The sequence below is a fragment of the Tenacibaculum sp. SM2510 genome (assembly GCF_057002845.1).
The window spans coordinates 1,407,623-1,431,855 of the sequence record NZ_CP192703.1 but is presented as its reverse complement, the minus strand read 5'-3'; the positions used below and the strand labels follow the sequence as shown (position 1 = coordinate 1,431,855).

At 31.4% G+C, this 24,233-nt stretch carries 23 protein-coding genes; 11 read left to right on the top strand and 12 right to left on the bottom strand.

The genetic code is table 11. The features are described 5' to 3' along the window. Positions 1-2: 2 nt before the first annotated feature. The 4 genes from ACQ629_RS06390 to ACQ629_RS06375 are packed head-to-tail and all read left to right on the top strand — an operon-like array spanning position 3 to position 2,838. Entirely contained in the window at positions 3-533 is a 531-nt protein-coding gene (locus tag ACQ629_RS06390; protein ID WP_483707106.1) for a CIA30 family protein, read from the top strand. Between the two features lie 27 nt (positions 534-560). Next, entirely contained in the window at positions 561-1,076 is a 516-nt protein-coding gene (locus ACQ629_RS06385) for a glutathione peroxidase (RefSeq protein ID WP_483707105.1), read from the top strand. After that, the gene (locus ACQ629_RS06380; RefSeq protein WP_483707104.1) at positions 1,077-1,562 is read left to right on the top strand and encodes an SRPBCC family protein; all 486 of its coding nucleotides are present in this window, start codon (positions 1,077-1,079) and stop codon (positions 1,560-1,562) included. After that, positions 1,552-2,838: a cryptochrome/photolyase family protein gene (locus tag ACQ629_RS06375; protein ID WP_483707103.1), complete on the top strand. Its 1,287-nt coding sequence runs from the start codon at positions 1,552-1,554 to the stop codon at positions 2,836-2,838. The genes ACQ629_RS06380 and ACQ629_RS06375 overlap by 11 nt, the downstream gene beginning before the upstream one ends. A 55-nt stretch (positions 2,839-2,893) precedes the next feature. On the opposite strand, the gene alaS is transcribed toward ACQ629_RS06375, so the two are convergent. Next, positions 2,894-5,521, bottom strand: coding sequence for an alanine--tRNA ligase (gene alaS, locus ACQ629_RS06370; protein ID WP_483707102.1), 2,628 nt, complete (start codon positions 5,519-5,521; stop codon positions 2,894-2,896). Positions 5,522-5,673: 152 nt separating this feature from the next. On the opposite strand from alaS, the gene ACQ629_RS06365 reads away from it, so the two are divergent. The 6 genes from ACQ629_RS06365 to ACQ629_RS06340 are packed head-to-tail and all read left to right on the top strand — an operon-like array spanning position 5,674 to position 9,725. Then, positions 5,674-6,642, top strand: a complete 969-nt coding sequence (locus ACQ629_RS06365; RefSeq protein WP_483707101.1) for a M23 family metallopeptidase — start codon at positions 5,674-5,676, stop codon at positions 6,640-6,642. A gap of 18 nt (positions 6,643-6,660) precedes the next feature. Continuing rightward, the gene (locus tag ACQ629_RS06360; protein ID WP_483707100.1) at positions 6,661-6,990 is read left to right on the top strand and encodes a MerR family transcriptional regulator; all 330 of its coding nucleotides are present in this window, start codon (positions 6,661-6,663) and stop codon (positions 6,988-6,990) included. A gap of 14 nt (positions 6,991-7,004) precedes the next feature. Continuing rightward, on the top strand, positions 7,005-7,613 hold the full coding sequence (locus ACQ629_RS06355; RefSeq protein WP_483707099.1) for a LemA family protein: 609 nt from the start codon (positions 7,005-7,007) through the stop codon (positions 7,611-7,613). Between the two features lie 2 nt (positions 7,614-7,615). Then, positions 7,616-8,056 (top strand): TPM domain-containing protein, encoded by a 441-nt coding sequence (locus ACQ629_RS06350; protein ID WP_483707098.1) that lies wholly within the window; start codon positions 7,616-7,618, stop codon positions 8,054-8,056. A gap of 6 nt (positions 8,057-8,062) precedes the next feature. Then, a complete protein-coding gene (locus ACQ629_RS06345; RefSeq protein ID WP_483707097.1) occupies positions 8,063-8,863 on the top strand; it encodes a TPM domain-containing protein in 801 nt (266 codons plus the stop codon). 10 nt (positions 8,864-8,873) lie between these two features. Further along, complete coding sequence (locus ACQ629_RS06340; RefSeq protein ID WP_483707096.1) at positions 8,874-9,725, top strand: hypothetical protein; 852 nt, start codon at positions 8,874-8,876, stop codon at positions 9,723-9,725. Here ACQ629_RS06340 and ACQ629_RS06335 read toward each other — a convergent pair. From ACQ629_RS06335 to msrB, 10 genes are all read right to left on the bottom strand, one after another. After that, the gene (locus ACQ629_RS06335; protein ID WP_483707095.1) at positions 9,718-10,086 is read right to left on the bottom strand and encodes a DUF423 domain-containing protein; all 369 of its coding nucleotides are present in this window, start codon (positions 10,084-10,086) and stop codon (positions 9,718-9,720) included. The genes ACQ629_RS06340 and ACQ629_RS06335 overlap by 8 nt on opposite strands. Before the next feature lie 13 nt (positions 10,087-10,099). Continuing rightward, on the bottom strand, positions 10,100-13,756 hold the full coding sequence (locus ACQ629_RS06330; RefSeq protein WP_483707094.1) for a metallophosphoesterase: 3,657 nt from the start codon (positions 13,754-13,756) through the stop codon (positions 10,100-10,102). A gap of 27 nt (positions 13,757-13,783) precedes the next feature. Further along, the gene (locus tag ACQ629_RS06325; protein ID WP_483707093.1) at positions 13,784-14,365 is read right to left on the bottom strand and encodes a nucleotidyltransferase family protein; all 582 of its coding nucleotides are present in this window, start codon (positions 14,363-14,365) and stop codon (positions 13,784-13,786) included. A gap of 99 nt (positions 14,366-14,464) precedes the next feature. Then, the gene (locus ACQ629_RS06320; RefSeq protein ID WP_483707092.1) at positions 14,465-15,484 is read right to left on the bottom strand and encodes an XdhC family protein; all 1,020 of its coding nucleotides are present in this window, start codon (positions 15,482-15,484) and stop codon (positions 14,465-14,467) included. A gap of 38 nt (positions 15,485-15,522) precedes the next feature. Continuing rightward, the gene (locus tag ACQ629_RS06315; RefSeq protein ID WP_483707091.1) at positions 15,523-17,088 is read right to left on the bottom strand and encodes a protein adenylyltransferase SelO; all 1,566 of its coding nucleotides are present in this window, start codon (positions 17,086-17,088) and stop codon (positions 15,523-15,525) included. A 295-nt stretch (positions 17,089-17,383) separates the two neighbouring features. Continuing rightward, a complete protein-coding gene (locus tag ACQ629_RS06310; protein WP_483707090.1) occupies positions 17,384-18,607 on the bottom strand; it encodes a bifunctional alpha/beta hydrolase/OsmC family protein in 1,224 nt (407 codons plus the stop codon). A gap of 2 nt (positions 18,608-18,609) precedes the next feature. Continuing rightward, a complete protein-coding gene (locus ACQ629_RS06305; RefSeq protein ID WP_483707089.1) occupies positions 18,610-19,125 on the bottom strand; it encodes a peptide-methionine (S)-S-oxide reductase in 516 nt (171 codons plus the stop codon). Beyond that, positions 19,104-19,346, bottom strand: coding sequence for a glutaredoxin family protein (locus ACQ629_RS06300; protein ID WP_483707088.1), 243 nt, complete (start codon positions 19,344-19,346; stop codon positions 19,104-19,106). The genes ACQ629_RS06305 and ACQ629_RS06300 overlap by 22 nt, the downstream gene beginning before the upstream one ends. Position 19,347: 1 nt before the next feature. Next, positions 19,348-19,887, bottom strand: a complete 540-nt coding sequence (msrA, locus tag ACQ629_RS06295) for a peptide-methionine (S)-S-oxide reductase MsrA (RefSeq protein ID WP_483707087.1) — start codon at positions 19,885-19,887, stop codon at positions 19,348-19,350. A 29-nt stretch (positions 19,888-19,916) separates the two neighbouring features. Then, complete coding sequence (gene msrB / locus ACQ629_RS06290) at positions 19,917-20,363, bottom strand: peptide-methionine (R)-S-oxide reductase MsrB (protein WP_483707086.1); 447 nt, start codon at positions 20,361-20,363, stop codon at positions 19,917-19,919. 172 nt (positions 20,364-20,535) lie between these two features. Between msrB and ACQ629_RS06285 the strand changes: the two genes are divergently transcribed. After that, complete coding sequence (locus ACQ629_RS06285) at positions 20,536-21,744, top strand: Pycsar system effector family protein (protein WP_483707085.1); 1,209 nt, start codon at positions 20,536-20,538, stop codon at positions 21,742-21,744. Positions 21,745-21,765: 21 nt separating this feature from the next. Here the strand turns inward: ACQ629_RS06285 and ACQ629_RS06280 are convergent, their stop codons facing one another. After that, positions 21,766-24,159, bottom strand: coding sequence for a GAF domain-containing protein (locus ACQ629_RS06280; protein ID WP_483707084.1), 2,394 nt, complete (start codon positions 24,157-24,159; stop codon positions 21,766-21,768). Positions 24,160-24,233: the final 74 nt, after the last annotated feature.

The window sequence follows — 24,233 nt, the reverse complement described above, 5'->3', positions numbered from 1 at the left end:
TCATGAAAATGTTAATTAACTTCTTGTTAATTGCCTTTTGTATAACAGAAATTATGGTGTTTGATTTTAGTAAAAAAGAAAATATAAGTAATTGGAGTATTACTAATGATAATGTGATGGGCGGATTATCTTCTTCTAAAATGGTTATTAATGATCAGGGTGAAGGTGTTTTCTCAGGAAAGGTTTCTACCGATAATAATGGTGGTTTTGCGATGACACGTTTACCTGTAGATATAACATTGTTGGAAAATACAGCTAAGCTTGTGATTAAATTAAAAGGAGATGGTAAAAAATATCAATTCAGAATTAAATCAGAAAAAGAGCAACGTTTTTGGTACATACAGTCTTTTCAAACAGCAATAAAAACAGAAAAAATAGAATTACCTTTAAATGCTTTTTACGCGTCGTTTAGAGGAAATAAATTAGATATTGAAAATTTCTCATCAAAAGAAATAAAAGAAATTGCAATTCTTATAGGGAATAAAAAAAATGAGGAATTTAAATTAAAGATACACAACATAACACTTCAATAAATGAGAACATTAAAAATAACTTTACTTATGGCATTATTTAGCTTTTTAGGAAACGCACAAACAGTAACACCTAAAGAATCTTTATACGATATTAAAATAGAAGGAATAGATGGTAAAAGACTAGACCTGAATCAATATAAAGGCAAGAAAATATTATTTGTTAACGTAGCTTCTAAATGCGGATTCACAAATCAGTATGATGGTTTACAAGAACTGTATACTAAGCACGGTGATAAATTAGTAGTTATAGGTTTGCCATGTAATCAATTTGGTAGTCAAGAACCAGGTGCAGAATCAGAAATCAAATCTTTTTGTACACTAAATTTCGGTGTTGAATTTCCGATGACAGAAAAATTAGATGTAAAAGGAGATAACCAACATTCTTTATATAGCTGGTTAACAGATAAAGAAAAAAATGGTAAAATGAATTCTTCAGTAAAATGGAATTTTCAAAAATACTTAGTAGATGAAGAGGGTAGGTTAGTAGATGTTTTTTACTCTACAACAAAACCGATGAGTTCTAAAATCACGAAGCTTTTATAAATGATAAATTTTAAAAAACATTCAGGAATTTATACGTTAGAAACGGAGCAAGAACTAAAAATGTCTTTAGATAAGGCTTGGGATTATTTTTCTTCACCAGAAAATTTAGCTAAAATAACGCCTCCGAAAATGGGTTTTAATATTACCTCTAAAGTCGATAAAAAGGCATATCAAGGTCAGATAATTACCTATAAAGTGTCTCCGGTTCCGTTTATAAAAACAAATTGGGTAACCGAAATAACTCAGGTTAAAGAGCAAGATTTTTTTGTAGATGAACAGCGTTTTGGTCCTTATGCTATGTGGCATCATGAACATTGGTTTGAAGAATTAGAGAACGGAAATACGTTAATGAAAGATAAAATATCGTATAAAATTCCATTTGGGTTTTTAGGACATTTAGCGCAAGTATTGTTTATAAAAAAGCAATTGCAAACTATTTTTGAATACAGGTATGTAATTTTAGATAAAGCTTTTAATGGAAAATAAAATTGCTATTTTTTGGTTTCGTAGAGACTTGCGTTTAGAGGATAACGTAGCATTGCATAACGCATTAAAATCAGGAGGTAAAATACTTCCTGTCTTTATTTTTGATGAAGAAATAATTGATAATTTACCAAAAGACGACGCAAGAGTTTCTTTTATTTATCAAACGTTACATCAGTTAGATACAGAATTAAAAAAAGAAGGTTCATCACTATTAATTAAAAAAGGGAGTCCTCTTAAAATTTGGGAAAGTTTAATAGTTGAATATAATATTAAAGCGGTTTATACAAATAAAGATTACGAGCCGTATGCTATAAAAAGAGATCAGGAAATTGAAGCTTTCTTAACGTCAAATAACGTTGGTTTTTACAGTTATAAGGATCAAGTTATTTTTGAGAAAGATGAGGTTGTAAAAAACGACGGCTTACCATATACGGTTTATACTCCTTATAAAAATAAATGGCTACAAAAGTTTGATACCGAAATTGATACGAATGAGTTTGTTATTGATTTTTCTAACTTTCATCATTTTACAGCAGATTTTCCAACGTTAAAAGCAATAGGTTTTGAAGAGAGTTTGATAAAAGTAAAATCGTATAATTTATCGAGCTTATCGAATTATGATGAGATACGAGATTTTCCTTTTCAGGATAAAACATCGTATTTGTCGCCTTATTTTCGTTTCGGGTCGGTGAGTGTTCGTAAGATGGTTCTTTTTGCCTTAAAAACAAACGCAACGTTTTTAAACGAGTTAATCTGGCGAGAGTTTTTTATGCAAGTGCTGTTTCATTTTCCTAAAGTTGTTACTAATAACTTTAAGCAAAAATATGATGCCATTCCGTGGAGAAATAATGAAGAGGAATTTAAGAAGTGGTGCAAAGGAGAAACAGGCTACCCAATGGTTGATGCTGGTATGCGACAATTAAATAAAACTGGTTATATGCATAATCGTGTAAGAATGGTTACCGCTGGTTTTTTGTGCAAGCATTTATTAATAGATTGGCGTTGGGGTGAAGCATATTTTGCGGAGAAATTACTAGATTATGAATTGTCGGCGAATAACGGAAACTGGCAATGGGCTGCAGGAACCGGTTGTGATGCTGCACCGTATTTTAGAGTTTTTAATCCCGAATCTCAGTTAAAAAAGTTTGATAAAGATTTAGAGTATATTAGAAAATGGATTGAAGATTTTGAGGAATTAACATATCCAAAACCAATGGTTGAGCATAAATTAGCAAGAGAAAGAGCTATTTCAACCTATAAAAAAGCATTAAGCTAAAAAAAGGCTCAAAGATTAATTTCTTTGAGCCTTTTATGATAGTGTAATTTATATATTACGCAATATAATCTTTTGCCTTTTCTAAAGCTTTCGGAATTCCACCAGGGTTTTTACCTCCTGCAGTAGCAAAGAAATTTTGTCCACCACCACCACCGTGAATTAGTTTTCCTAGTTCTCGCACTACTTTTCCTGCATCATAACCACGTTCTACAGCTAGTTCTTTAGAAATATAACAAGTTAACATCGCTTTGTCTGCTTTTTCAGAAGTAGCAAAAAATAAGAACAAGTTATCAAACTCTTTACCTAAAGCAAAAGCTAAATTTTTAATTCCGTTTGCATCTAAATCTACTTTAGTTGCTAAAAACTGAACACCATTTATTTCTTGTAATTGATTTCTTAATTCGCCAGATAAATTTTGAGCTTTATCTTTTAATAATTGTTCTATCTGCTTTTTTAAAGCCGTGTTTTCATCCTGTAAACTAGTTACAGATTTTACAACATCTTTCGGGTTTTTTAATAATTGCTTTACAGTCGATAGGTTACGGTCAACACCTTCAAAATAATCACCAACGGCAGCATTTGTAATCGCTTCGATTCTTCTAATTCCTGATGCAACTGCGCCTTCAGACTTTATTTTAAAGTGCCAAATATCACCTGTTTGCTGTACGTGCGTTCCACCACATAATTCCATAGATCGACCAAATTTAATAGCTCTTACAGAATCTCCATACTTTTCACCAAATAAAGCAATAGCACCTTCGTCGATAGCTTGTTGCATTGGTATATTCCTTTTTTCAACTAAAGAAAGGTTTTCGCGAATACGTGCATTTACAAAATCTTCTATTTCTTGTAATTTATCTGCATCTACTTTAGAAAAGTGAGAAAAGTCAAAACGTAAGTGTTTTGAACTAACCAACGATCCTTTTTGCTCTACATGTGTTCCTAAAATAGTGCGTAATGCTTGGTGTAATAGGTGTGTTGCAGTATGGTTACTTGCCGATAAATTTCTAGTTTCTTCATTGACAACAGCTTTAAATTTTTCTGATAAATTTTCAGGTAAATTTTTAGTGTAATGAATAATTAGATTGTTTTCTTTTTTAGTTTTTAAGACATAAATTACATCTCCGTTAGAAGTTTCAATATACCCTACATCACCAACTTGCCCTCCTCCTTCAGGATAAAAAGGTGTCATATTAAATACCAATTGGTATTGCTCACCATCTTTTTTAGTCGCTATTTTTCTGTAACGTGTTAACTTAACATCAGCAGCTAAAGTATCATAACCAACAAATTCTTCTTCATCATCTTCAATTAAAACATTCCAATCATCGGTTTCAATTGCAGTTGCTTCTCTTCCTCTGTTTTGCTGTTCTTTTAATGCTTTGTTATATTCTTCTTTGTTATATTCTAATCCGTTTTCAGATAAAATTAAAGCAGTTAAATCTTCAGGAAAACCATAAGTATCTTTTAATTCAAATACTTTTCTACCCGAAATTACCTTGCCAGCAGCATTGGTTGTTATTGTGTTTAATAACAATAAACCTTGCTCTAATGTTTTTAAGAAAGAATGTTCTTCTTCTTTAATTACATTGTGAGCTAATTGTTCTTGTGCTTTTATTTCAGGAAAAGCATCTCCCATTTGTGCACTTAAAGTTTCTACTAATTTATAGATAAATGGTTCTTTTTGATTTAAAAAGGTAAACCCGTAACGAATAGCTCTTCTTAAGATTCTTCTAATCACATAACCAGCACCTGTATTGCTAGGTAATTGACCATCTGCAATAGAAAAAGCTACAGCTCTTACGTGATCTGCAATAACACGAATTGCAATGTCTGTTTCGTCTCCAGCTACTTTAGGATCTTCATATTTTACACCTGTAATAGTTTCTATTTCTCTAATAATTGGCGTAAAAACATCCGTGTCGTAATTAGATTGTACTCCTTGAAGCGCCATACATAAACGTTCAAAGCCCATACCAGTATCAATATGCGTTGCAGGTAGGTTTTCTAAACTTCCGTTTGCTTTACGGTTGTATTGCATAAAAACTAAGTTCCAAACTTCTACCACATGTGGGTGATCTAAATTCACCAATGTTGCACCAGATACTTTTGCTTTTTCTTCCGCAGAGCGGATATCTATATGAATTTCAGAACAAGGTCCACAAGGTCCTTGCGCTCCCATTTCCCAAAAATTATCTTTTTTATTTCCTAATAAAATTCTGTCTTCAGCAATGTATTGTTTCCAAATATCATAGGCTTCGGTATCTTTTTTTAAGCCTTCTTCCTGATCACCTTCAAAAATAGTAACATATAAAATATCTTTATCTATTTTATATACTTCGGTAAGCAGTTCCCAAGCCCAGGCTATTGCTTCTTTTTTAAAGTAATCTCCAAAACTCCAGTTTCCTAGCATTTCAAATAACGTATGATGATAGGTGTCTTTACCTACTTCTTCTAAATCGTTATGTTTTCCTGAAACACGTAAACACTTTTGTGAGTCTGCAACTCTAGTATTTACTATTTTTTTTTGACCCAAGAAAAACTCTTTAAAAGGAACCATACCTGCGTTAACAAACATTAAAGTAGGGTCGTTTTTTAACACCATTGGTGCAGATGGAACGATTTTATGGTTTTTAGATTTGTAAAATTCTAAAAAATTTGATCTTATTTCTTGAGATTTCATAGGGTTAGCGCTCGAAATTTTGTTAAATAATCATTAAAAAACAACTTAATAAAAGTAGTTTTAAAACATTTTGTAAATTTGTGTGTTCTCAAACAAAAGTTCTTAAGAGTTTTTGTTTGCTTAACGTGCACAAAAATAGTATATTTAGTATTATGGCGAAAGTAAAATATTATTACGATCCTGAAACATTATCGTACCGAAAAATAGAGTCGAAAAAAAGTGAGAAATACAAGAAGTCCTTTTTAGGAATTGTTAGTGCTTTATTGGTTGCGTTTTTTGGTTTTATTGGGTTTAGTCAATTTTTAATGTCACCAAATGAAAGAGCTCAAAAAAGAGAAATAGAAAATTTTAAGTTGCATACAGAACTAATGTCTAAAGAACTAGTTGTGTTGTCTGAGAGATTATCTGAGTTACAGGAAAGAGATGATAATATCTATAGAGCTTATTTTGAAGCAAGTGCTATACCAGAAGAGCAGCGTAAAGCAGGTTTTGGGGGTGTAAACAGGTATAAACATTTAGAAGGTTTTAAAAACAGTGCAATGATTACTAATGCGACAAGAGAGATAGAAATATTATCTAAGCAGATGGTTGTGCAATCAAAATCATTAGATGAAATTGTTAGTTTGGCAAAAGAAAAGGAAAAAATGTTAGCATCTATTCCTGCTATTCAACCTGTAAAGAATCAAGATTTAAAGCGCATGGCATCAGGTTACGGTATGCGTATGCATCCAATACTTAAAACAAGAAGAATGCACAATGGGATGGATTTTACAGCACCAAAAGGCACTCCAGTTTTTGCTTCTGGTAATGGTGTTATTGCGAAAGCTCATAGAAGTTCAACTTTTGGTAAAGTCGTATATATAGATCATGGATATGGATATAAAACTATTTATGCACACATGAGTAAAATTATAGCAAAAAGGAAGCAGGAAGTAAAACGTGGAGATATAATAGGGTATGTAGGAAATACAGGTCGCTCTATGGCATCACACTTACATTATGAAATTCATAAGGATGGCAGACCTGTAAATCCTATTTATTTTTACTACGGAGATTTAACTCCAGAAGAATTTATTGCAATGCAAAAAGCCTCACAACAAAAAGGGCAATCATACGATTAATTACAGCTTGTTAAGAAAATGTATGTAGAACTACCCGATAAAAGATATTATAAAATAGGAGAAGTATCTAAAGCTTTTAACGTAAATGTTTCACTAATCCGTTTTTGGGAACAAGAATTTGAGGTTATTAAGCCTAAAAAAAACGCTAAAGGAAATCGATTGTTTACAAAAGAGGATATTGAAAATTTTAAGTTGATATTCAATTTAGTAAAAGAAAGAGGTTTTACTTTAGAGGGCGCAAAACAAAAGCTTAAAAAAAACCCGGAAGATGTTATTAATAATCATGAAGTTATTAGTAGGTTAGAAAGAGTAAAAGCAGAATTACAAAAAATCAAAAATCAATTATAGAAAAATCAATTATTATGAAAAAATGGTTAGTGCCTTTAGTTATTATTGGAGTATTAGTATTCGTTGTATTTAAGTGGGTTGTAGGATTTAATAATACAGCAGTAAGGTTAAATGAAAATATAGCTGAATCTTGGGGTAATGTAGAAACTGCATATCAAAGAAGAAGTGATTTAATTGGTAATTTAGTAAAAACAGTACAGGGAGCTGCTGATTTCGAAAAATCAACACTTACCGAAGTAATCAACGCAAGAGCTAAAGCTACCTCTACAACTATTAATGCTGGAGATTTAACGCCTGAAAATATGGCTCAATTTCAAAAAGCACAAGCTGGTTTAAGCGGTGCGTTATCAAAATTATTAGTTTCTGTAGAGCGTTATCCTGATTTAAAAGCAAATCAGAATTTCTTAAAATTGCAAGATGAATTAGCAAGTACAGAGAATCAAATATTAACGGTTAGAACTCGTTTTAACGAAGCTATTAAGCCATATAATAATCACGTAAAAGTGTTTCCTAATTCAATCTTAGCAGGATGGTTTGGTTTTGAAGGTAAGCCTTATTTTGAAGCGGAAGCTGGTGCAGAAAAAGCTCCGGATGTTAATTTCGATTTTGGCACAAAAAAATAAAAATGTCTAAAGTAGAAGATTTTCTTACCAAAGAAGAAGAGCAAGAAATTGTTTCAGCTATTAAAATAGCAGAACTAAATACTTCTGGCGAAATTAGAGTACATATAGAAGCATCATCTAATAAAGATGATGCTTTTAATCGTGCTTTAGAAGTATTTCATTCTTTAAAAATGGATGAAACAAAACAACAGAACGCTGTTTTAATTTACGTAGCTGTTGAAGATCATAAATTTGTAATTTATGGAGATGAAGGTATTAATAAAGTGGTGCCAACTAATTTTTGGGATACTACAAAAAACACCATGCAAAATCATTTTAAACAAGGCGATTTCAAAAAAGGAATTGTTGAAGGTGTTTTAAAAGCAGGAGAGGAGTTAAAAGCTCATTTTCCTTGGCAAAATGATGATGAAGATGAATTGTCTAATGAAATATCTAAAGGATAAATAAACTTGAAGAAAACTACACACATTTTATTTTTTGTAATCGGATTGTTGTTTGTTCAAACAACATTTTCTCAGGGATATAAAATTCCGGATAAACCAAAAGAACAAACAAGTGTTTATGATTATGTTGGTTTACTTTCTGAGGCTCAAAAAGCAACCTTAGAAAATAAATTAATTAAATATTCAGATACTACTTCTACTCAAATCGTGGTAGGAATTATCGATTCTACAAATGGTGAAAGTATCGGAATCTTAACTCCGAGATGGGCACACAAATGGGGGATTGGTCAAGCAAAAGAAGATAACGGTGTTTTTATCCTTTTGGCAAAAAACGATCGAAAAATATGGATTTCTCCCGGATATGGAGTAGAACATAAACTAACAGCCGGAATTGTAGGTGAAATAACTAGAAACTATATTATTCCGCAATTTAAAAGAGGCGATTTTTATGCCGGTTTAGATGACGGATCGAACGCAATTTTTAAAGTTTTAAATGGTGAGTACAAAGGAACTCGCACAAAAACTAAAAAAGATAAAGATTTTAGTTTCATTATCTTCATTGTAATTGGAGTCATCTTTTTTATCGTTATTTCTAGAGGAAATAAAGGAAATGGAGGAAAACGAAATTATAGAGATTCAACCTCAAGAGGTATTTTAGAAACTATCATTTTAAGTAGCGCTGGTCGTGGAGGTTTTGGCGGTGGCGGTTTTGGTGGTTCTTCAGGTGGTGGTTTTGGTGGCGGAGGCTTTGGAGGAGGTTTTGGCGGCGGCGGATTTAGCGGTGGTGGTGCTGGTGGTAGTTGGTAAAACAATTGTTATGATACAAAGAAGCTTAGTTTTAATATCTTTTTTATTAATAGCTAGTTGTCAAAATTTTGGCCAGCTAAAAGTACTTGCAGATTTACCAAATTCTTTAGAGGAGGTTTCAGGAATAGAAAAGGTAATAAGTTCTGAATTATTATGGATGCTAAATGATAGCGGAAATAAGCCTGTTATTTACGGAGTTAATACTAACGGATATATTGTAAGAGAGGTTGTTGTTAATGCTAAGAATAACGATTGGGAAGATATAACATCCGATGAAAAAGGGAATTTATATATCGCCGATTTTGGAAACAACAACAACAAACGAAAGAATTTAAGAATACTCAAGATTAATCATCAAGATCTAGTTACTAAAGATGCTGTAGATGTAATAAAAATTAAATTCTCTTATCCAGATCAAAATAAGTTTCCACCTAAAAAGAAAGATCGTTTTTTTGATGCTGAAAGTTTATTGTATAAAAATGGATTCTTATACGTTTTTACAAAAAGTAGGGTGAAAGGCATGTATGGTAAAACGAGTTTGTATAAAATTCCCGCAATAAAAGGAAGTCATGAGGCAAAGCGCATTTCAACATTCGAAACGTGTGTAGATTTAGAATGTTCGATAACGGCTGCGGCCATTTCTCTTAACGGAAAGAAAGTAGCCTTGCTAAATCATCAATCGGTTTTTGTATTTACGAATTTTAAAGATGATGATTTTTTCTTAGGAGATGTAAAAGAATTTGCATTAGAACATGTCTCTCAGAAAGAAAGTATCAGCTTTAAAGACGAAACAACACTTTATATCGCCGATGAAAGAACAAAGACGTTAGGCGGCAAATTATACGAGTTTAAAATTAAATAAACTCGAGTAATAACATAATCCACCCTACAACCAATAATAAGCCACCTAAAGGTGTTATTGGTCCTAGAAACTTCATTTTTTTACCTTTTGCATCCGACAAAACCAACCCGTAAATACTAAAAGAAAAGAGGATAGTTCCGATTATGAAAGACCAAGCCATAAGTTGATTTGGGCTTGAAAAGGAACTTCCTATAAATAATAAAACAATTGCGTGATACATTTGATATTTCACGCCTGTTTCAAACGATTTTAATTGTTCTTCGGATAAAATCTTCTTCAAAGCATGTGCGCCAAAGGCACCTAAAATTACAGCTAATCCGCCAAATAAGGCGCCAGATATTAATACTATTTGTTGTGTCATTATTATATTTATATTAAAAGTTGAATCCCATTGCAAATGCGATCCTTAAACCATCATCACTATTAAAGGCAGAAAGATTTCCTGTCATCATATTAGCAGCATTAAAGAAAATTCCACCACCAATAGAAGTATGCCAGTTTTTAGAATCTATATTTTCAAGCCACACTTTACCATAATCAAAACCACCATAAACACCAATGTGTAACGGTAATAAACCTGTTTTTAATTTCCTTAAGTTTAAGCGAATGTCAGAACTTTGGGAAAATGCATTTTTACCTATAAAACGCTCATTTCTGTAACCTCTTAATCCATTATTACCACCTAAATTTGCACCCTGATAAAATTCATATTCATTGCCAAAAGTAACATGGCCTTTAAACTGAGTGGCAAATACTATTTGCCCGCTAGAAACTAATTTATAGTCAAAAGAAACAGAAGGAACAACGTACCCGAAATTGTTGTTGTTTTCTAAATTAGAAGTGTAACCAACCTGTAAATCTGTTTTCATTCCCAAAGTTGTAAAAGCAGGATTGTCTGTGTTTTCGAAAGAGTAACTAGCTTCTGTATTCAAGAAATTTTGACTATTAAAATTTATTGGTTGCATTGAAATAAAACGATTAGGAGTTTGGTCGACCTTAAAAGATTGATAATTTAAGCCTAATGTTATTTTAGCACCAAGATCTCCTACCCAATAAATAGAGGACCCTGCTATGATTTTTCTGATTTTTACTCGGTTGTAATCTCTGTTTTCAATACCATCAGCTTCTAAATTTATTGAATTGTTACCAAAATCAAAGAAATTTACAGCATAGTTAGGACTTGTATACATGGCATTAAAACCTAAGTTCCAACGACCAATAATAGTAGCAAACTCACTAGAGTAATTTAATTCAAACCCCTTTGTAGCAAAATAGTAAGCAGCAGATATTTCGTGCTGTGATGTAAACGGATTTCTTTCAAAACCAAAGGTGGTATACGTGTTAGAAACGCCTATTTTAAGACCATCATCTGGATTAAAACCTAAGTAAGGAGTAAAGACATTTGCATTGTTTTTTAACTTCTTATAATCGTAAACATTTGTTTCGTAATCGTCGGTCAATTTTAATGAGCCTTTATTGGTAACAAAAGTATTTTCCTTTGTTTTATGATCGTATATTTTTACTTTTTTACCATTGGTAATATTATAGGTATCGTTGTTTTGCCCACCAATAATTCGAAGTTTAATTAAATTCTTACCGGTACCTTTTACAACAAATACGTCATCATCATCTAAGCCATATACCCAAATTTCTTTCGTTTGTGAAAAGTTGTATGTTTTTTGATGAAAAATGGCTCCTTTTTCGCCCTTTTTTATTCTGTATGCTGTAATTTTTGTTTGACCGTTAAGTAGTCTTTCTATTTCAAATAAATCGTCTTTTTGAGTACCTTTAATTACTTGAAACTTATTGATGTCCCCATAATAAGTGTCGGATATTTTTTGTAAATTTTTTCTTCTTCCTTGTAATTTTCTTTTGATGGTGTTTATAGTTTCACCCTTTACTTCATACGGAAAATTAGTAAAAGCTTTATCTATAACTTTATCTGTAATATTAGAAGTAATATGTTTTACTTGCGCATCCCAAGTGCTTTTGTCAGATTGATTTATTAAAAACATATCTAAAGGATATGGCTCTAAATTAAACCATTTAGGGCTTTTGATATCTTCTTCGTAGGCTTGCATTAAACGCAATGCAGGAATCATTTGTGTTGCTAAATTTAATAAAGCGCCGTCTCCCATAATTGAAAAAGCCTGATCTCTATCTCTAGGCACAGGGCGATAAATGGTGTGTTTACCATCTTTAAACACAGCCCAACGCCATTGGTCTTCATGTCTGTCCCAATCACCAATTAACATATCAAATAAACGGGCTCTAATATAAGAAGCTTCATCTAACTTGTGCTTTTCGTTTTTAGCTAGTTTTTTTAGTAAATCGTCTGTACTTATTATTTCATTAGAAAAACCAAAACTAGCTTTGTCTCCATGGCCAGAAGCAGCACGTTCTTCTATCATATATAATTCGTCGCCAAATTCAGTATTAAAAGAGCCTAAAGTGTTCTGTTTTGGAACATAATATAAAACAGGATTTGTATGATAAATTCCCACAGCATCAGATAAAGTTCCGATAACAAATGGTGCGTATGGATGCGAACCTGTAAAAGCATCTAACAATAAACCTTCGGTATAAGTTTCATCAAATTGCCCCTGTATATATTGATCTTTAAAAGCAACAGCTTGTAAGTATTGCACGGCATTTTTTCGCAAGGCACGCATTACATACTCTCTTCCTTCTTTATCACGTAAACGCAACGATTTAGATTGGTTTCCACCTCCTTTTCTTACAGGTGTTAACCCTCCAAATAAGGTATCTAATTTTACGGTTGGCGCTGTTACTTTTGTACCAAAATATTTACGATAACGTTCTCCCCAAAAATATTTATAGAAACTACTTTTAGTAATTTCTTTACCGGTATAAATAGCTGCTGATTTTTCTGTTATTCTAAGAGCAGGATATGTTGTAAAATTTTTCTTTCTATCTGCTGATAATACCTCCGTTTCATAAACAACTTTATCATCATTCACCGAATAAAAGCGCACATTAGAAGAACCGTCTTTATAAACATCTAATTTAGCAAAACCTTGACTTCCATAAGTGAATTTTGCACCGCCCGTTAATTTAGTAGCTGTAGTTTTAGAACCCGAACCACTTATTATTTGCGGAATATTATCTTCAATAATGTATTGCAAACTATGCTCATGGCCAGATACAAAAATGGTTTTATCGTTTTCTTGTGCTAGTGTTACAATGTGTTTTTTTAACTCGTTGTATTTTTTGTTTTGTAAGTCGGTATTAGTTATTCCTGTTGTTTTTCTTAAAACATTTTTTAAAGTACCTAAAACAGGAAGCGGGCTCATATGACTTTTAAGAGAATAATAACCACCATGAGAACCGTTAGTAAACATTGGGTGATGCATCGCGATAATGGTTGTTTTACCTCTTGCTTTCTTTATTAATCCTTTAAATTCTTCAAAGAATTTTACTCTTGTTTTAATTTCGCAATTGTCGTTTATTTTAGGGTGATTGTCCCAGTCGGTAACGTACCAATGAGTATCAACAATAATTAAAACAACATCTTTAGAAATGTTTACTTTTTTTAAAGGGCAACCATTTTCTGGTAAAAAAGAGTTTTTACCCAATGCTTTTTCAACTAATTTCTCTTCTCTTTTTAAACCGTTCAATCCATTATACCAATCATGATTACCAGGAATAAAAATAGATTTACCAGCAAATTTTTTAGCAATAGAAGTTTGCGCTTCAATTCTGTGCTTTGCTAAAGGATATTGCTTGTTTTTTTTAGAAGGAATACCCGTTTCGTAAACATTATCTCCTAAAAAAAGGAGTGTAGCATTTTCGGTTGCGCTACTAATATGTTTATCTAAATATGCCAAAGCAGGTGATACAGAACCTAAATCAGAGTTTCCTGCATCACCAATTAAATAAAAAGAGTGTACAATTTTCTTGTTAGATTTTGTTTCTTTACTCTCTTCTTTAGTGGCATATTGAGCTTTAAATGTAGCACAGCCTATTACTAAAAAAAGAGAGACAAAATATAGAAAATATCTAAAATTCATAAAGTGATTAATTGAACTGTAAAAATACTATTTATTGATTAGTTTTTGATAATCTTCCTTCGTATCAATGTCAATTAAGTTAAAAGGAAGCATTTTTATAGTTTCATATATATTATTGTTTAAAAAAAGCGAAGCGCCTTTATCTCCTTTTAAATTTAGCAATTGATTAAAATAATTTTTAGGAAAAATTGCAGGTACACCGGTTTTTGTTTCATAGTTAGAAACTATTATTTTCTTCGGATTTTCTTTAGATGCAATTATTAGTTGGTCTAAATATTCTGTGTTTATATTTGGTTGATCGGCTAGTGTAATTAAAACGGAATCGAAGTTTTTAGCAATTATGTGGTTTACTCCAGCTACAATGCTTGTACTTAATCCGTTTTTAAAATTTGCGTTAAAAATGGTTTCAATTTTATATTGATCAATTTGCTCTTTAATTATTGTTGCATTTGCCCCTAAAACACAAAAAGTTGAATTTGCTTTTGTTTTTTTTACTTGTTGGATGGTCCAACCTAACAGCGTGGTTTTTTTATATGGAAGTAATTGTTTTGCGGTTCCCATTCGAGAAGAACTTCCTGCAGCAAGTATTAATGTTGCTATTTTTTGCATTTATTTTTATAATTAGTCATTACGAGAAAGAATGACGAAGTAATCTGTTTTGTTTAGTGAGAGATTGCTTCATTACATTCGCAATGACGTATTTTGAAATTAGGTATGAATTTTTCCTGTAATTTTTTTTAAAGAAAACACTTCCTTTTTGCGAACTACAGATAAGATTTCAGCCAAAATAGATAAAGCAATTTCTTCCGGAGTTTCAGCGCCAATATGCAAACCTGCAGGAGTGTATATTTTGTCTAAAAAAGTATCATTTATTTCAGGGGCTAAATCAAACAGTTCATTAAGTAGTTTTTCACGTCGTTTTGCAGCTCCTAAAATCCCGATATAAACAGGGTTTTGTTCTTGTAATTTTACGAGCCAACGTAAGTCATAGGTAAAATTATGATTCATTATTACAATTGCTGTGTGTTCATTGATATCATCTAAATCAATAATTTCAGGTGTTTGTGCTACTACCGATTTTGCTGTTGGAAAATCTACTAATTCTTTTGGGTCGTTAATAGATGTAACGACATCTACCTCCCAACCTAGTTGCGTTGCTTGTGAGCATAATTTTACAGCATCGTGTTCTCCGCCAATAATCAATAAACGAAATAAAGGTTTTAGTGTTTGTTCAAAAACGAGTGATTTATTTTTTTCAGTTGATTTAAAACCTTTATAAAAAGTAAATTTACAGTTAGTATCAAACTGAATTATAGAGCCAAAATCCCCAAAAAATTCATCTTCCTTTTTGTAAAAGGATTGAATTTTAAATGATTTTCTATTGGACAAACTATCAGAAAAAGAACGAATAAATTCGGTTGAAATTTTAATAGGTTCTAATAAAATATATAAAACACCTTCGCATCCTAATCGATAACGCCCATCGTAGGTTATAACTTTTGATTTTTGATCTCTAAAAACCGATTGCGCTCTTCGTTGTACTTCTTTTTCTACACAGCCACCACTAACGGCTCCAATCATTTTTCCGTCGTCAGATAATAACATTCTAACTCCTGGTTTTCTGTACGAAGACCCGTCTAAGTCAACAACAGTTGCCAATACGTTTTGTATACCGTTTTGTTGATTTAAAACAACTTGTTGTATGATTTCTTTTAATTCGTAGGTCATTTAACCGGGTTTGTTTCTCTCTTTAAAAGTACAATTTTTTAAGAACTACAACTTAAAGTAGAACAACCAACTTTGTTACGTGCCCATTCCGGTCGTTTTGCAAACCATTTTTCATACTTAGGTTGCTCTGAATAAGGATTTTTTAATAATTGATATAATTCATCAATTAAATTATAATCACCTTTATCAGCTGCGTCAATTGCTAATTGAGCCATGTAATTTCTAAGTACATATTTCGGATTTACTAAATCCATTTTTTCTTTTCTTTCTTGGTCAGAAAAAGTTTCTTGTTGTATTCTTTTTAAATAGCGATTACACCAATCGGCCCAATGATTTTTAATTTCATCTTTTACTTCATCAATTGTATAAAACGCAATTTCAATTTTTTTAATAGCGCTTTCGAAATCATCTTCTGTAGTAATAGTTGATAGATTTCTAAAGAAAATAGTCATATCAGTTTCTGTTAATTGTAAGGTTTCTTCTAACCTGCCAATTAACTCTTTGTCGTTTTCATCCTCAGAAAATAAACCCAATTTAGGTTTCATCATTTCATGTTGCTTCTGACTATAAATATCAGAATATACATCTAAAATATCTTGCAAAGGAGCTGCTTCTTCAATAAGAGGATACAAAGCGTTTGCGAGTTTAAACAAATTCCATAGTCCGATTTGCGACTGATTTCCGTAGCGATATCGCTTGTGTTGATTATCTGTTGTATTGGGTGTCCAACCAAAATCATAGCCTTCTAGCCATCCGTAAGGTCCAAAATCGATTGTTAATCCGAGAATCGACATGTTATCGGTATTCATCACTCCGTGTACAAAACCAACGCGTTGCCAATGCACAATCATATCGATGGTTTTATTTCTTATTGCTGTTAAAAAATCGAGATATTTTTGTTTTCCTTCGGATGTAATTTCAGGATAAAAATGTTTGATAGTATAATCAGCCAATTTTTTTAAAGTAGGATGGTTTTGCCTTGCAGATAAAATTTCAAAGTTACCAAAACGGATAAAATTAGGTGCTAAGCGGGCAACAATTGCTCCTTTTTCATAGGCAGGATTCCCGTCATATAAAACATCTCGTAAAACTTGGTCGCCAGATAAACTTAACGATAAAGCACGGGTTGTTGGCACACCTAAATGAAACATTGCTTCACTACATAAATACTCTCTAATAGAAGAGCGTAAAACGGCTAAGCCATCTGCAGTTCGAGAATACGGCGTTTCACCAGCGCCTTTTAATTGAATGGCCCAACGTTGCTTATTGTGTACAATTTCGGTTAAATTAATAGCACGACCATCACCCAACTGTCCTGCCCAATTTCCGAATTGATGCCCGCCATAACACATTGCAAAAGGATGTGTGTTTTCGAGAACTTTATTTCCTGTAAAAACCTTTAGGAAATCATCAGATTTTGTATCTTCTTTGGTCAATCCAATTGCTTTTAACATTTCATCAGAAACGTGTAGTAATTTAGGATCTGCTGTTTTTTTAGGTTGAACGTACGAAAAGCAAGCGTCTAAAACTTGTCTGCGTTCACTTCCTATAATTTTATCAGCAGGTAATTCGTTGTTAAAAGTGTCTTGAATATTTAGTTTCATTAGGCAAAGATAATTGGATGAAAATTATTAATGTGAAATTTTACAAGTTTCAGATACTAAAGCATCTTCTTTTAACTTAGTTTTAGCTAGTTTTTAGCAACTTCGTTTATGAAATTGTTATAAATATTATGTGCTAGAGTAATATTATAGGTTTTAATTTTAGAAAAAAATTCTCATTCTGCTTTTTTCTAATAGTTAATATAAATTCTTTGAGGAGCTTTTAAGGCTTCATTTCCTTTAGATTTTGACTTCAGGTAGTTTTAATATCTCAAATAATACTCATGGTTGCATTTATTTAATGTTCGATAATACTTGTATCGAAAATAACTTCACTTGCCAGGGTTTTATGAACTGGACATTTAGAAGCTATTTCTTTTAAACGTTTTTTCTGCTTTTCGTCTAAATTACCAACAAACTTCAATTTTTTACTAATATGATCTAAATAAGTTGGTTTTTCGGTTTCAATACCTAAATCATCACTGTGTTTTCGTGAATGTGTTACGTAAACAAAAACTTCTTGTAAATCCCATTTTTTACGTTCTGCATACATTTTTAACGTCATAGCGGTACAAGCTATTAGAGCTGCATTTAAATATTCGTAAGGAGACGGACCAAAATTATCACCTCCAACTGAAGCCGGCTCATCAGCAATTAATGTGTGATTTTTAGATTGAATATTTGTCGTGAAATTATCATCAATTAAATTTAAATGTCCAACTAATTGTTCTCCGTTAGTTTCTAACATTTTATTCTCCTGTTTAGGAAAATAATGTTCAGACCAAGTACCAATTAAGTTACCAGCATAAATACTGTCTTTTGAGTTTGATAGTAAATGATCGGCATCATCTAAGCTTATAAAACTTTTAGGATGATGGGCACTTAAATACAATTCTTGCGCATTGTTAACGCTAACAATAGTATCGATAGGAGAGTGTAAGATTAAGATAGGTTTTCTTAAGTTTTTTGTTATTTCCGGTAGATTGGTTTTATCAAAATCAGACACAAATTCTTGATTGATTTTAAAAGGTCTTCCACCAATGTTTACTTCAACATCACCAGCTGTTTTTATATTTTCAATTCCATGAGAAAATAAATGTTTAACATGACTCACGCTAGAAGGAGCACCAATAGTTGCAACTGCTTTAATGTTGTTTAATTTTGAAGCAGCTACGATTACGGCTGCACCGCCTAATGAATGACCAACTAATAAACATGGAGCGTCATAATGTTCGGTCATATAATCATTTACAGATATAAGATCATCAACATTTGCAGAAAAATGACTTTCAGAAAACTCACCTTCGCTACGACCTAAACCTGTAAAATCGAAACGTAAAACGCCAAAACCATGTTGCGTTAAAGAGCGACTAATATTTTTAACAGCACCTAAAGTACTGTTACACGTAAAACAATGTGCAAAAATTACATAGTAATTAGGTTTTTGATTCGCAGGTAATTCTAAATAAGCTTGTAATTTATGCCCTTTTTTATTGATGATATTTAGTTTTGTGTTTTTCATAATTAGGCAATTGTAATGTTTAGTTTTTTTGTATTTACTCGTTTAGAAAAATGAGTTCGTAAAAATTGTAGTTTTGGATTGATAAATGTTTCACAAAACGGTTTTTCTGGATTAGAATAATAATAATTTTTAAACTGATTTTCTGACGATTTAAATTCTTTAAATTCTAATATTTGTGTAATGATTTTCTGTTGAAAATTAGCTTGTAAATTATTAATTATTAGCTGAATTTCCTTTTTTTTATTTTCAGGAAATACATAAATAGCAGAACGATATTTTTTTCGCATCGAATGTTGCGAAGTACTTTTGTGAGTATGTAAATGAATTTCTACTAATGTTTTTACTGTAATTTCATTAGAATTAAAAGTGACAATAACAGCTTCTGAAAAGGTGTTGTTTTCATTAGTAGAAGCAACAAAACCTTGTGCCACTTTTTCAACGCCAATTAACGATTGAAATACTGCTTCTGTGCACCAATGGCAACCACCGCCAAATGCTATTTTAGTTTTTCTATCCATTTATTTAACTCTTTATCTGTCGGATTCCGAAGTCTTTTCTTATCAATTGTAATTGTTGGAAAATTAAGCTTTCTGCTTTCGTACAGATTTTTTAATTCTTCTGCAAAAATTTCATTTAACTCAACATCAAAAAACGCGTAACTTATATTACGCGTTTTAAAAAATGTTTTATAATATTGCGTTTTATGGCATCTTTCTGCACCATATAACTTAATAAGCATATTACTTTAGTTTATCAGCATGTAGCTTACGTAATCTTGCCAGCTTTGGTTCAATTACAAAACTACAATACCCTTGTTTTGTGTTCTCTAGATAATAATTTTGATGCTCTTGAGTAGCTTCATAAAAATTGGTATAAGCACTTAGTTCTGTAACGATTGTATTCTCGTAATATTGCTGTATTTGTTTTAAAACTTCAGTAGCCATTACTTTTTGTGAATCGTTATGATAAAAAATTACAGATCGATATTCTGTTCCACGATCTGCTCCTTGTTGGTTTAAGGTTGTAGGGTCGTGTGTTGTCATAAAAATAACTAAAATATCTTCGTAAGAAATAATAGTAGGATCAAAAGTAATCTGTATAACTTCTGCATGGCCTGTTAAACCCGAACAAACCTCACGATAGGTTGGGTGACCAGGAACATTTCCGCCAGCATAACCCGATACTACTTTTTCAACTCCTTTTACTTTTTGAAAAACAGCTTCGGTACACCAAAAACATCCACCACCTAAAGTGGTAGTTTGCATATTTTTAATTGTCATTTTCTCTTCTTTTTTATTAAGTAGCGTAATTATTTTTCACCTATTTGCATAGATTCAGAGTTAACACAGTATCTTAATCCACTTGGTTCTGGTCCGTCAGGAAAAACATGTCCTAAATGTGCATCGCAAGTATTGCATAAAACTTCTACTCGAACCATTCCTAGGGTGCTATCTTTATGATATTTAATGGCATTCTCGGTAATAGGTTGCGTAAAACTAGGCCAACCAGAACTTGAGTCGTATTTAATAGTAGAGTCAAATAAAGGCGTATTGCAACAAATGCAATTGTATAGACCTTTATCATAAGTAGTACATAATTCCCCTGAAAAAGGGCGTTCGGTTCCTTTTAATCGGGTAACTCTAAATTGTTCTGGAGTTAATAATTCTTTCCATTCAATTTCAGTTTTTTCAATTCTTTTTGTTGGAGTTGGATTTCCGCTCATAGCAAAATGAATAATTTTTTTCCAGTTTAACATATCAGTTCTTTTTATTTAAATTTAGACAAAAAATATAGTACATAATCAATTTATAAACTGACTATGTACTATATGTTAATGGAACTTAACAAATTTATAGTCGGTTTTAAGACTTCAAACTTACACTTAATAATAGTTAAAAATTATCTTTAATTTAGCAAAAACCTTTTTGATGGAAAATTTATTAAAAGAAGCAGAAAATTTTGTTATTAATCTCTTAAATGAAGAATTAAATCCATCATTTGTATATCATAGTGTATCTCATACACAACATGTAGTAGAGAAGACAAAAGAAATAATAAAAGGTTTAGAAATTGAAGAAAAATCAGCTAATAATTTATTGTTGGCAGCATGGTTTCATGATGTTGGCTACATAAAATCTATTGAAAACCACGAAGAAGAAAGTGTAACAATTGCTAAAGAATTTTTAAAGAAACAAAAAGTTTCTGATATTGAAATTGCTGAAATTTCTAAAATAATTTTGGCAACAAAAATGGGTGTGATACCCGAATCTCAACTAGAAAAAATAATTTGTGATGCAGATTGTGCCCATTTAGGAAGTAAGAATTTTAGCGATTACACTTCTTTGTTAAGAAAAGAATGGGAGCTAACTAAAGATTATGTGGTTTCTGATTCGAAATGGAATGCAGAGAATACCTGTTTTTTAACAAACCATAAGTTTTATACTGTTTTTGCAGCCAAGAATTGGGGTAAAGGAAAAAGTAAAAATTTAGCACAATTATTAAAGAAACAAAAAAAATCAAGCCAAGAAAATAAAAAATTAAAACAAAAAAAGGCTGCATTAGATTTTAAAAAAAATAAAGTGGCGTTGCCAGAGCGAGGTATAGAAACGATGTTTCGTGTGGCTTTAAGAAACCATATAACTTTAAGTGATATTGCAGATACTAAGGCAAATATTTTATTATCAGTAAATGCAATTATTATTTCTATGGCGTTGTCAAATCTAATACCGAAATTAGATAATACCTCAAATCATTATTTAATCATTCCTTCGTTAATTTTTATAACATTTACTGTTGCTTCTATTATTTTATCAATAATGGCAACCCGACCTAATGTAACAGAAGGTAAGTTTACAAAGGAGGATGTAGCTAATAAAAAAGTGAATTTATTATTCTTCGGAAATTTTCATCAAATGAATTTGCAAGATTTTGAGTGGGGGATGGAAGAGATGATGAAAGATCGTGATTACCTATACGGTTCTCTTACTAAAGATTTATATTTTTTAGGACTTGTTTTAAACAGAAAGTATAAGCTGTTAAGAATAACTTATACTGTTTTTATGATTGGTATAATTGTAAGTGTAATTGCTTTTGCAGTAGCTTTTAAAATACAAGATACTAGTGTTGGTTTGTTATAAGAGATTAAGGAAATAGAAAATTTATTGTTTAAATTCTTGCATCAATTCATCAATAGATATTGTTTTTTCGCTATTAAAATTTTCTTGATAAATAACCTGAACACGTAAGGCTTTAAGTCCTGATACACCTTGTAAATCTTCTAACTCTAGCGTTTCTACTTTACCAAGTATTTTTTTAGATTGTAAAAAACTAATGTATTTCATATACTCTATAGCATCTTTATCCTGTGAGTATACGATTGCTATTTTACCAGGAATGGTTAAGCGTTCTTTAGTTTTTTTAATGTGTGCTTTGTCAATTCGTTTTTTTATAATTTCATACCTAATATTGTAAGCACCATCAACATCAAATTGTTTTTCATCCATTCTAAATTTTATAGATAATGGATTGCTATGAACCAATATTAAAGAAGCTACCTGTAAGTCGTGTTGCATAGATTTACGAGCTGTATTCGCAACGTTTTCCATCTCACACATTACTTGTAATTGCCATAAACGAAGATTGTAAAGATAAAGCTCATCGAATTTTTTTTCTTTGGTTAAAGATTGCCCGATATACATATTATACTCTACACCATCTGTTTTATAACGTTCAAAATAATGAGGAAACATAGCTTGTGCGTTCTCTTGTTTTAAATCGATGAATTTAGTTAGTTTATCATTTAATAGCGTTACACTTTGCTCGTAGGCTTTTCGTTTTTCATAAACCACCTGTAAATTAGTGTCTAAACGGTTTATATAGGTGTTTACAATCGTAGTTAAATTGCTATTGATTTCTTTAATATGTTTAAAAACAGGGTAGATTTCACGTTTCATAAAATCTAGTATACCAACTTCATCTCCAGATTTTAAACCTTTAAGAACATCGGTTATGTATTCATTTAAACGAAACATTAACTCGTTGTATATTGGTAATTTTTCTGATTCACATGCTTTTTTAAGGACAGATATAGCTAATGTAAGTTGTGTTATTAAATCTTCTTTAATGGCTTCGTTTCTTGAAAGAGATGATCCTTTTATGTCTGACTGACCATATAAAGGGTATATGTCTTTAAATACGATTTGTTCAATTTTTACATTTTCTTTTTTAGAATAAAGATCATATTGGTATTGCTCCGCAGCTTCATAAAACTTCCATTTTACAGTTGGGTGTAAAGAAGTATAATGCTTTTGTATTGTAGCTTCTAAAATATTCAGATATTCTTCAGACGAACGATCTATCGCTGCTTTAAAAACAGGAATTATATCTGTTAGTTTTTGTTGGTTAACGGAGTTTAATTCATAAGGTCTTGGAGAGGCAATTTCTAAAAGCGCTAAATCATTGTTTTCGCTAGCTTTAATTGGTATTAGTATAATACTTCCAATATTCTCATCTTTTAGTCTTTTAGAAAAAAGGTTATTTTCTGTAGCTTCTCCATAATTCTCGATATCAGAGATTACAACTATTTCTTGCGAGTTGAAAATTTTAGAAATAATAGTGCTACAAAAAAAGGTGTCGCATGAAATCTTTTTTTCTTTATCTAATAAAATAATACTTTCAGATTTTTTAATACGTGCTGATTGTAAAGATAAATCGGAGGTGTCGAATACAGAAAAACCAACCTTTAGGTCTTTAATACTGTAAAACTCACTTAAATCCTTACGAAGTTTTTCAACAATATTACCATCGTCCTTTTGTAGTAGATTTGTTCTTATTGACGAGATGTTTTCATCGGCAGTTACATCAAATAAATTCATAAGACCAAAGCCTTTAAAAATGTAACTTCCAGGAGGGAATTTTTCTTTCCAAACATTAATGTTGTTATAGTTGTCTAAGAGTGTTTTAATGTCGTTTTGAGTGATTTTCGGAGCAATGCTAGAAGGAGTAATGTCCATGAAATCACCATTAAAGGCAACTCTGTAATGTTTTATTAACTCGTTTTTTTTATCAGGAATGTCAAAGAAAAAGGGACGTTTTAAATCTATTGGATATTGATATACAGTATTTAAAATAAATGTACAAGCCATAATGTACATCTGATCATCTTCAAAATCTCTAACTTTTAACTGGTAATCTTCACCTGCATTTTTAAGTATGTTTTCTAGACGTTTTGTGAATTTAAAACTAGTAAAAGAGAACGGGATAGTGGCTGCTTTAATTTCATTTAAAGTTAATATTTCGGGAAATAAAGACTCTAATAAAACATCAATAATAGCTTCGTGTTTTTTTAATAATGAAATGTCGGAAAAACCAGAGATAAGTTCTGGGTATTTTTCAACTTCCTTTATAATTAAATTAGCAGATGCATTAAAAGGGTGATCTTTAAAGTTATGGGTAGCGTATTCCTTAAGCATCATATAGATTTTTTCAAAACTAATGTTTAGCTGTAAAGGTAAATCGATGTTTTTAAACTCTTCTAATGCTCTAACTTTCATGAAATTATTTTCTTAAACTATTGCAAATTTACAAATTTGTAATGAGTTAGTCGGTTTTGGTTCGTATGGCTTTC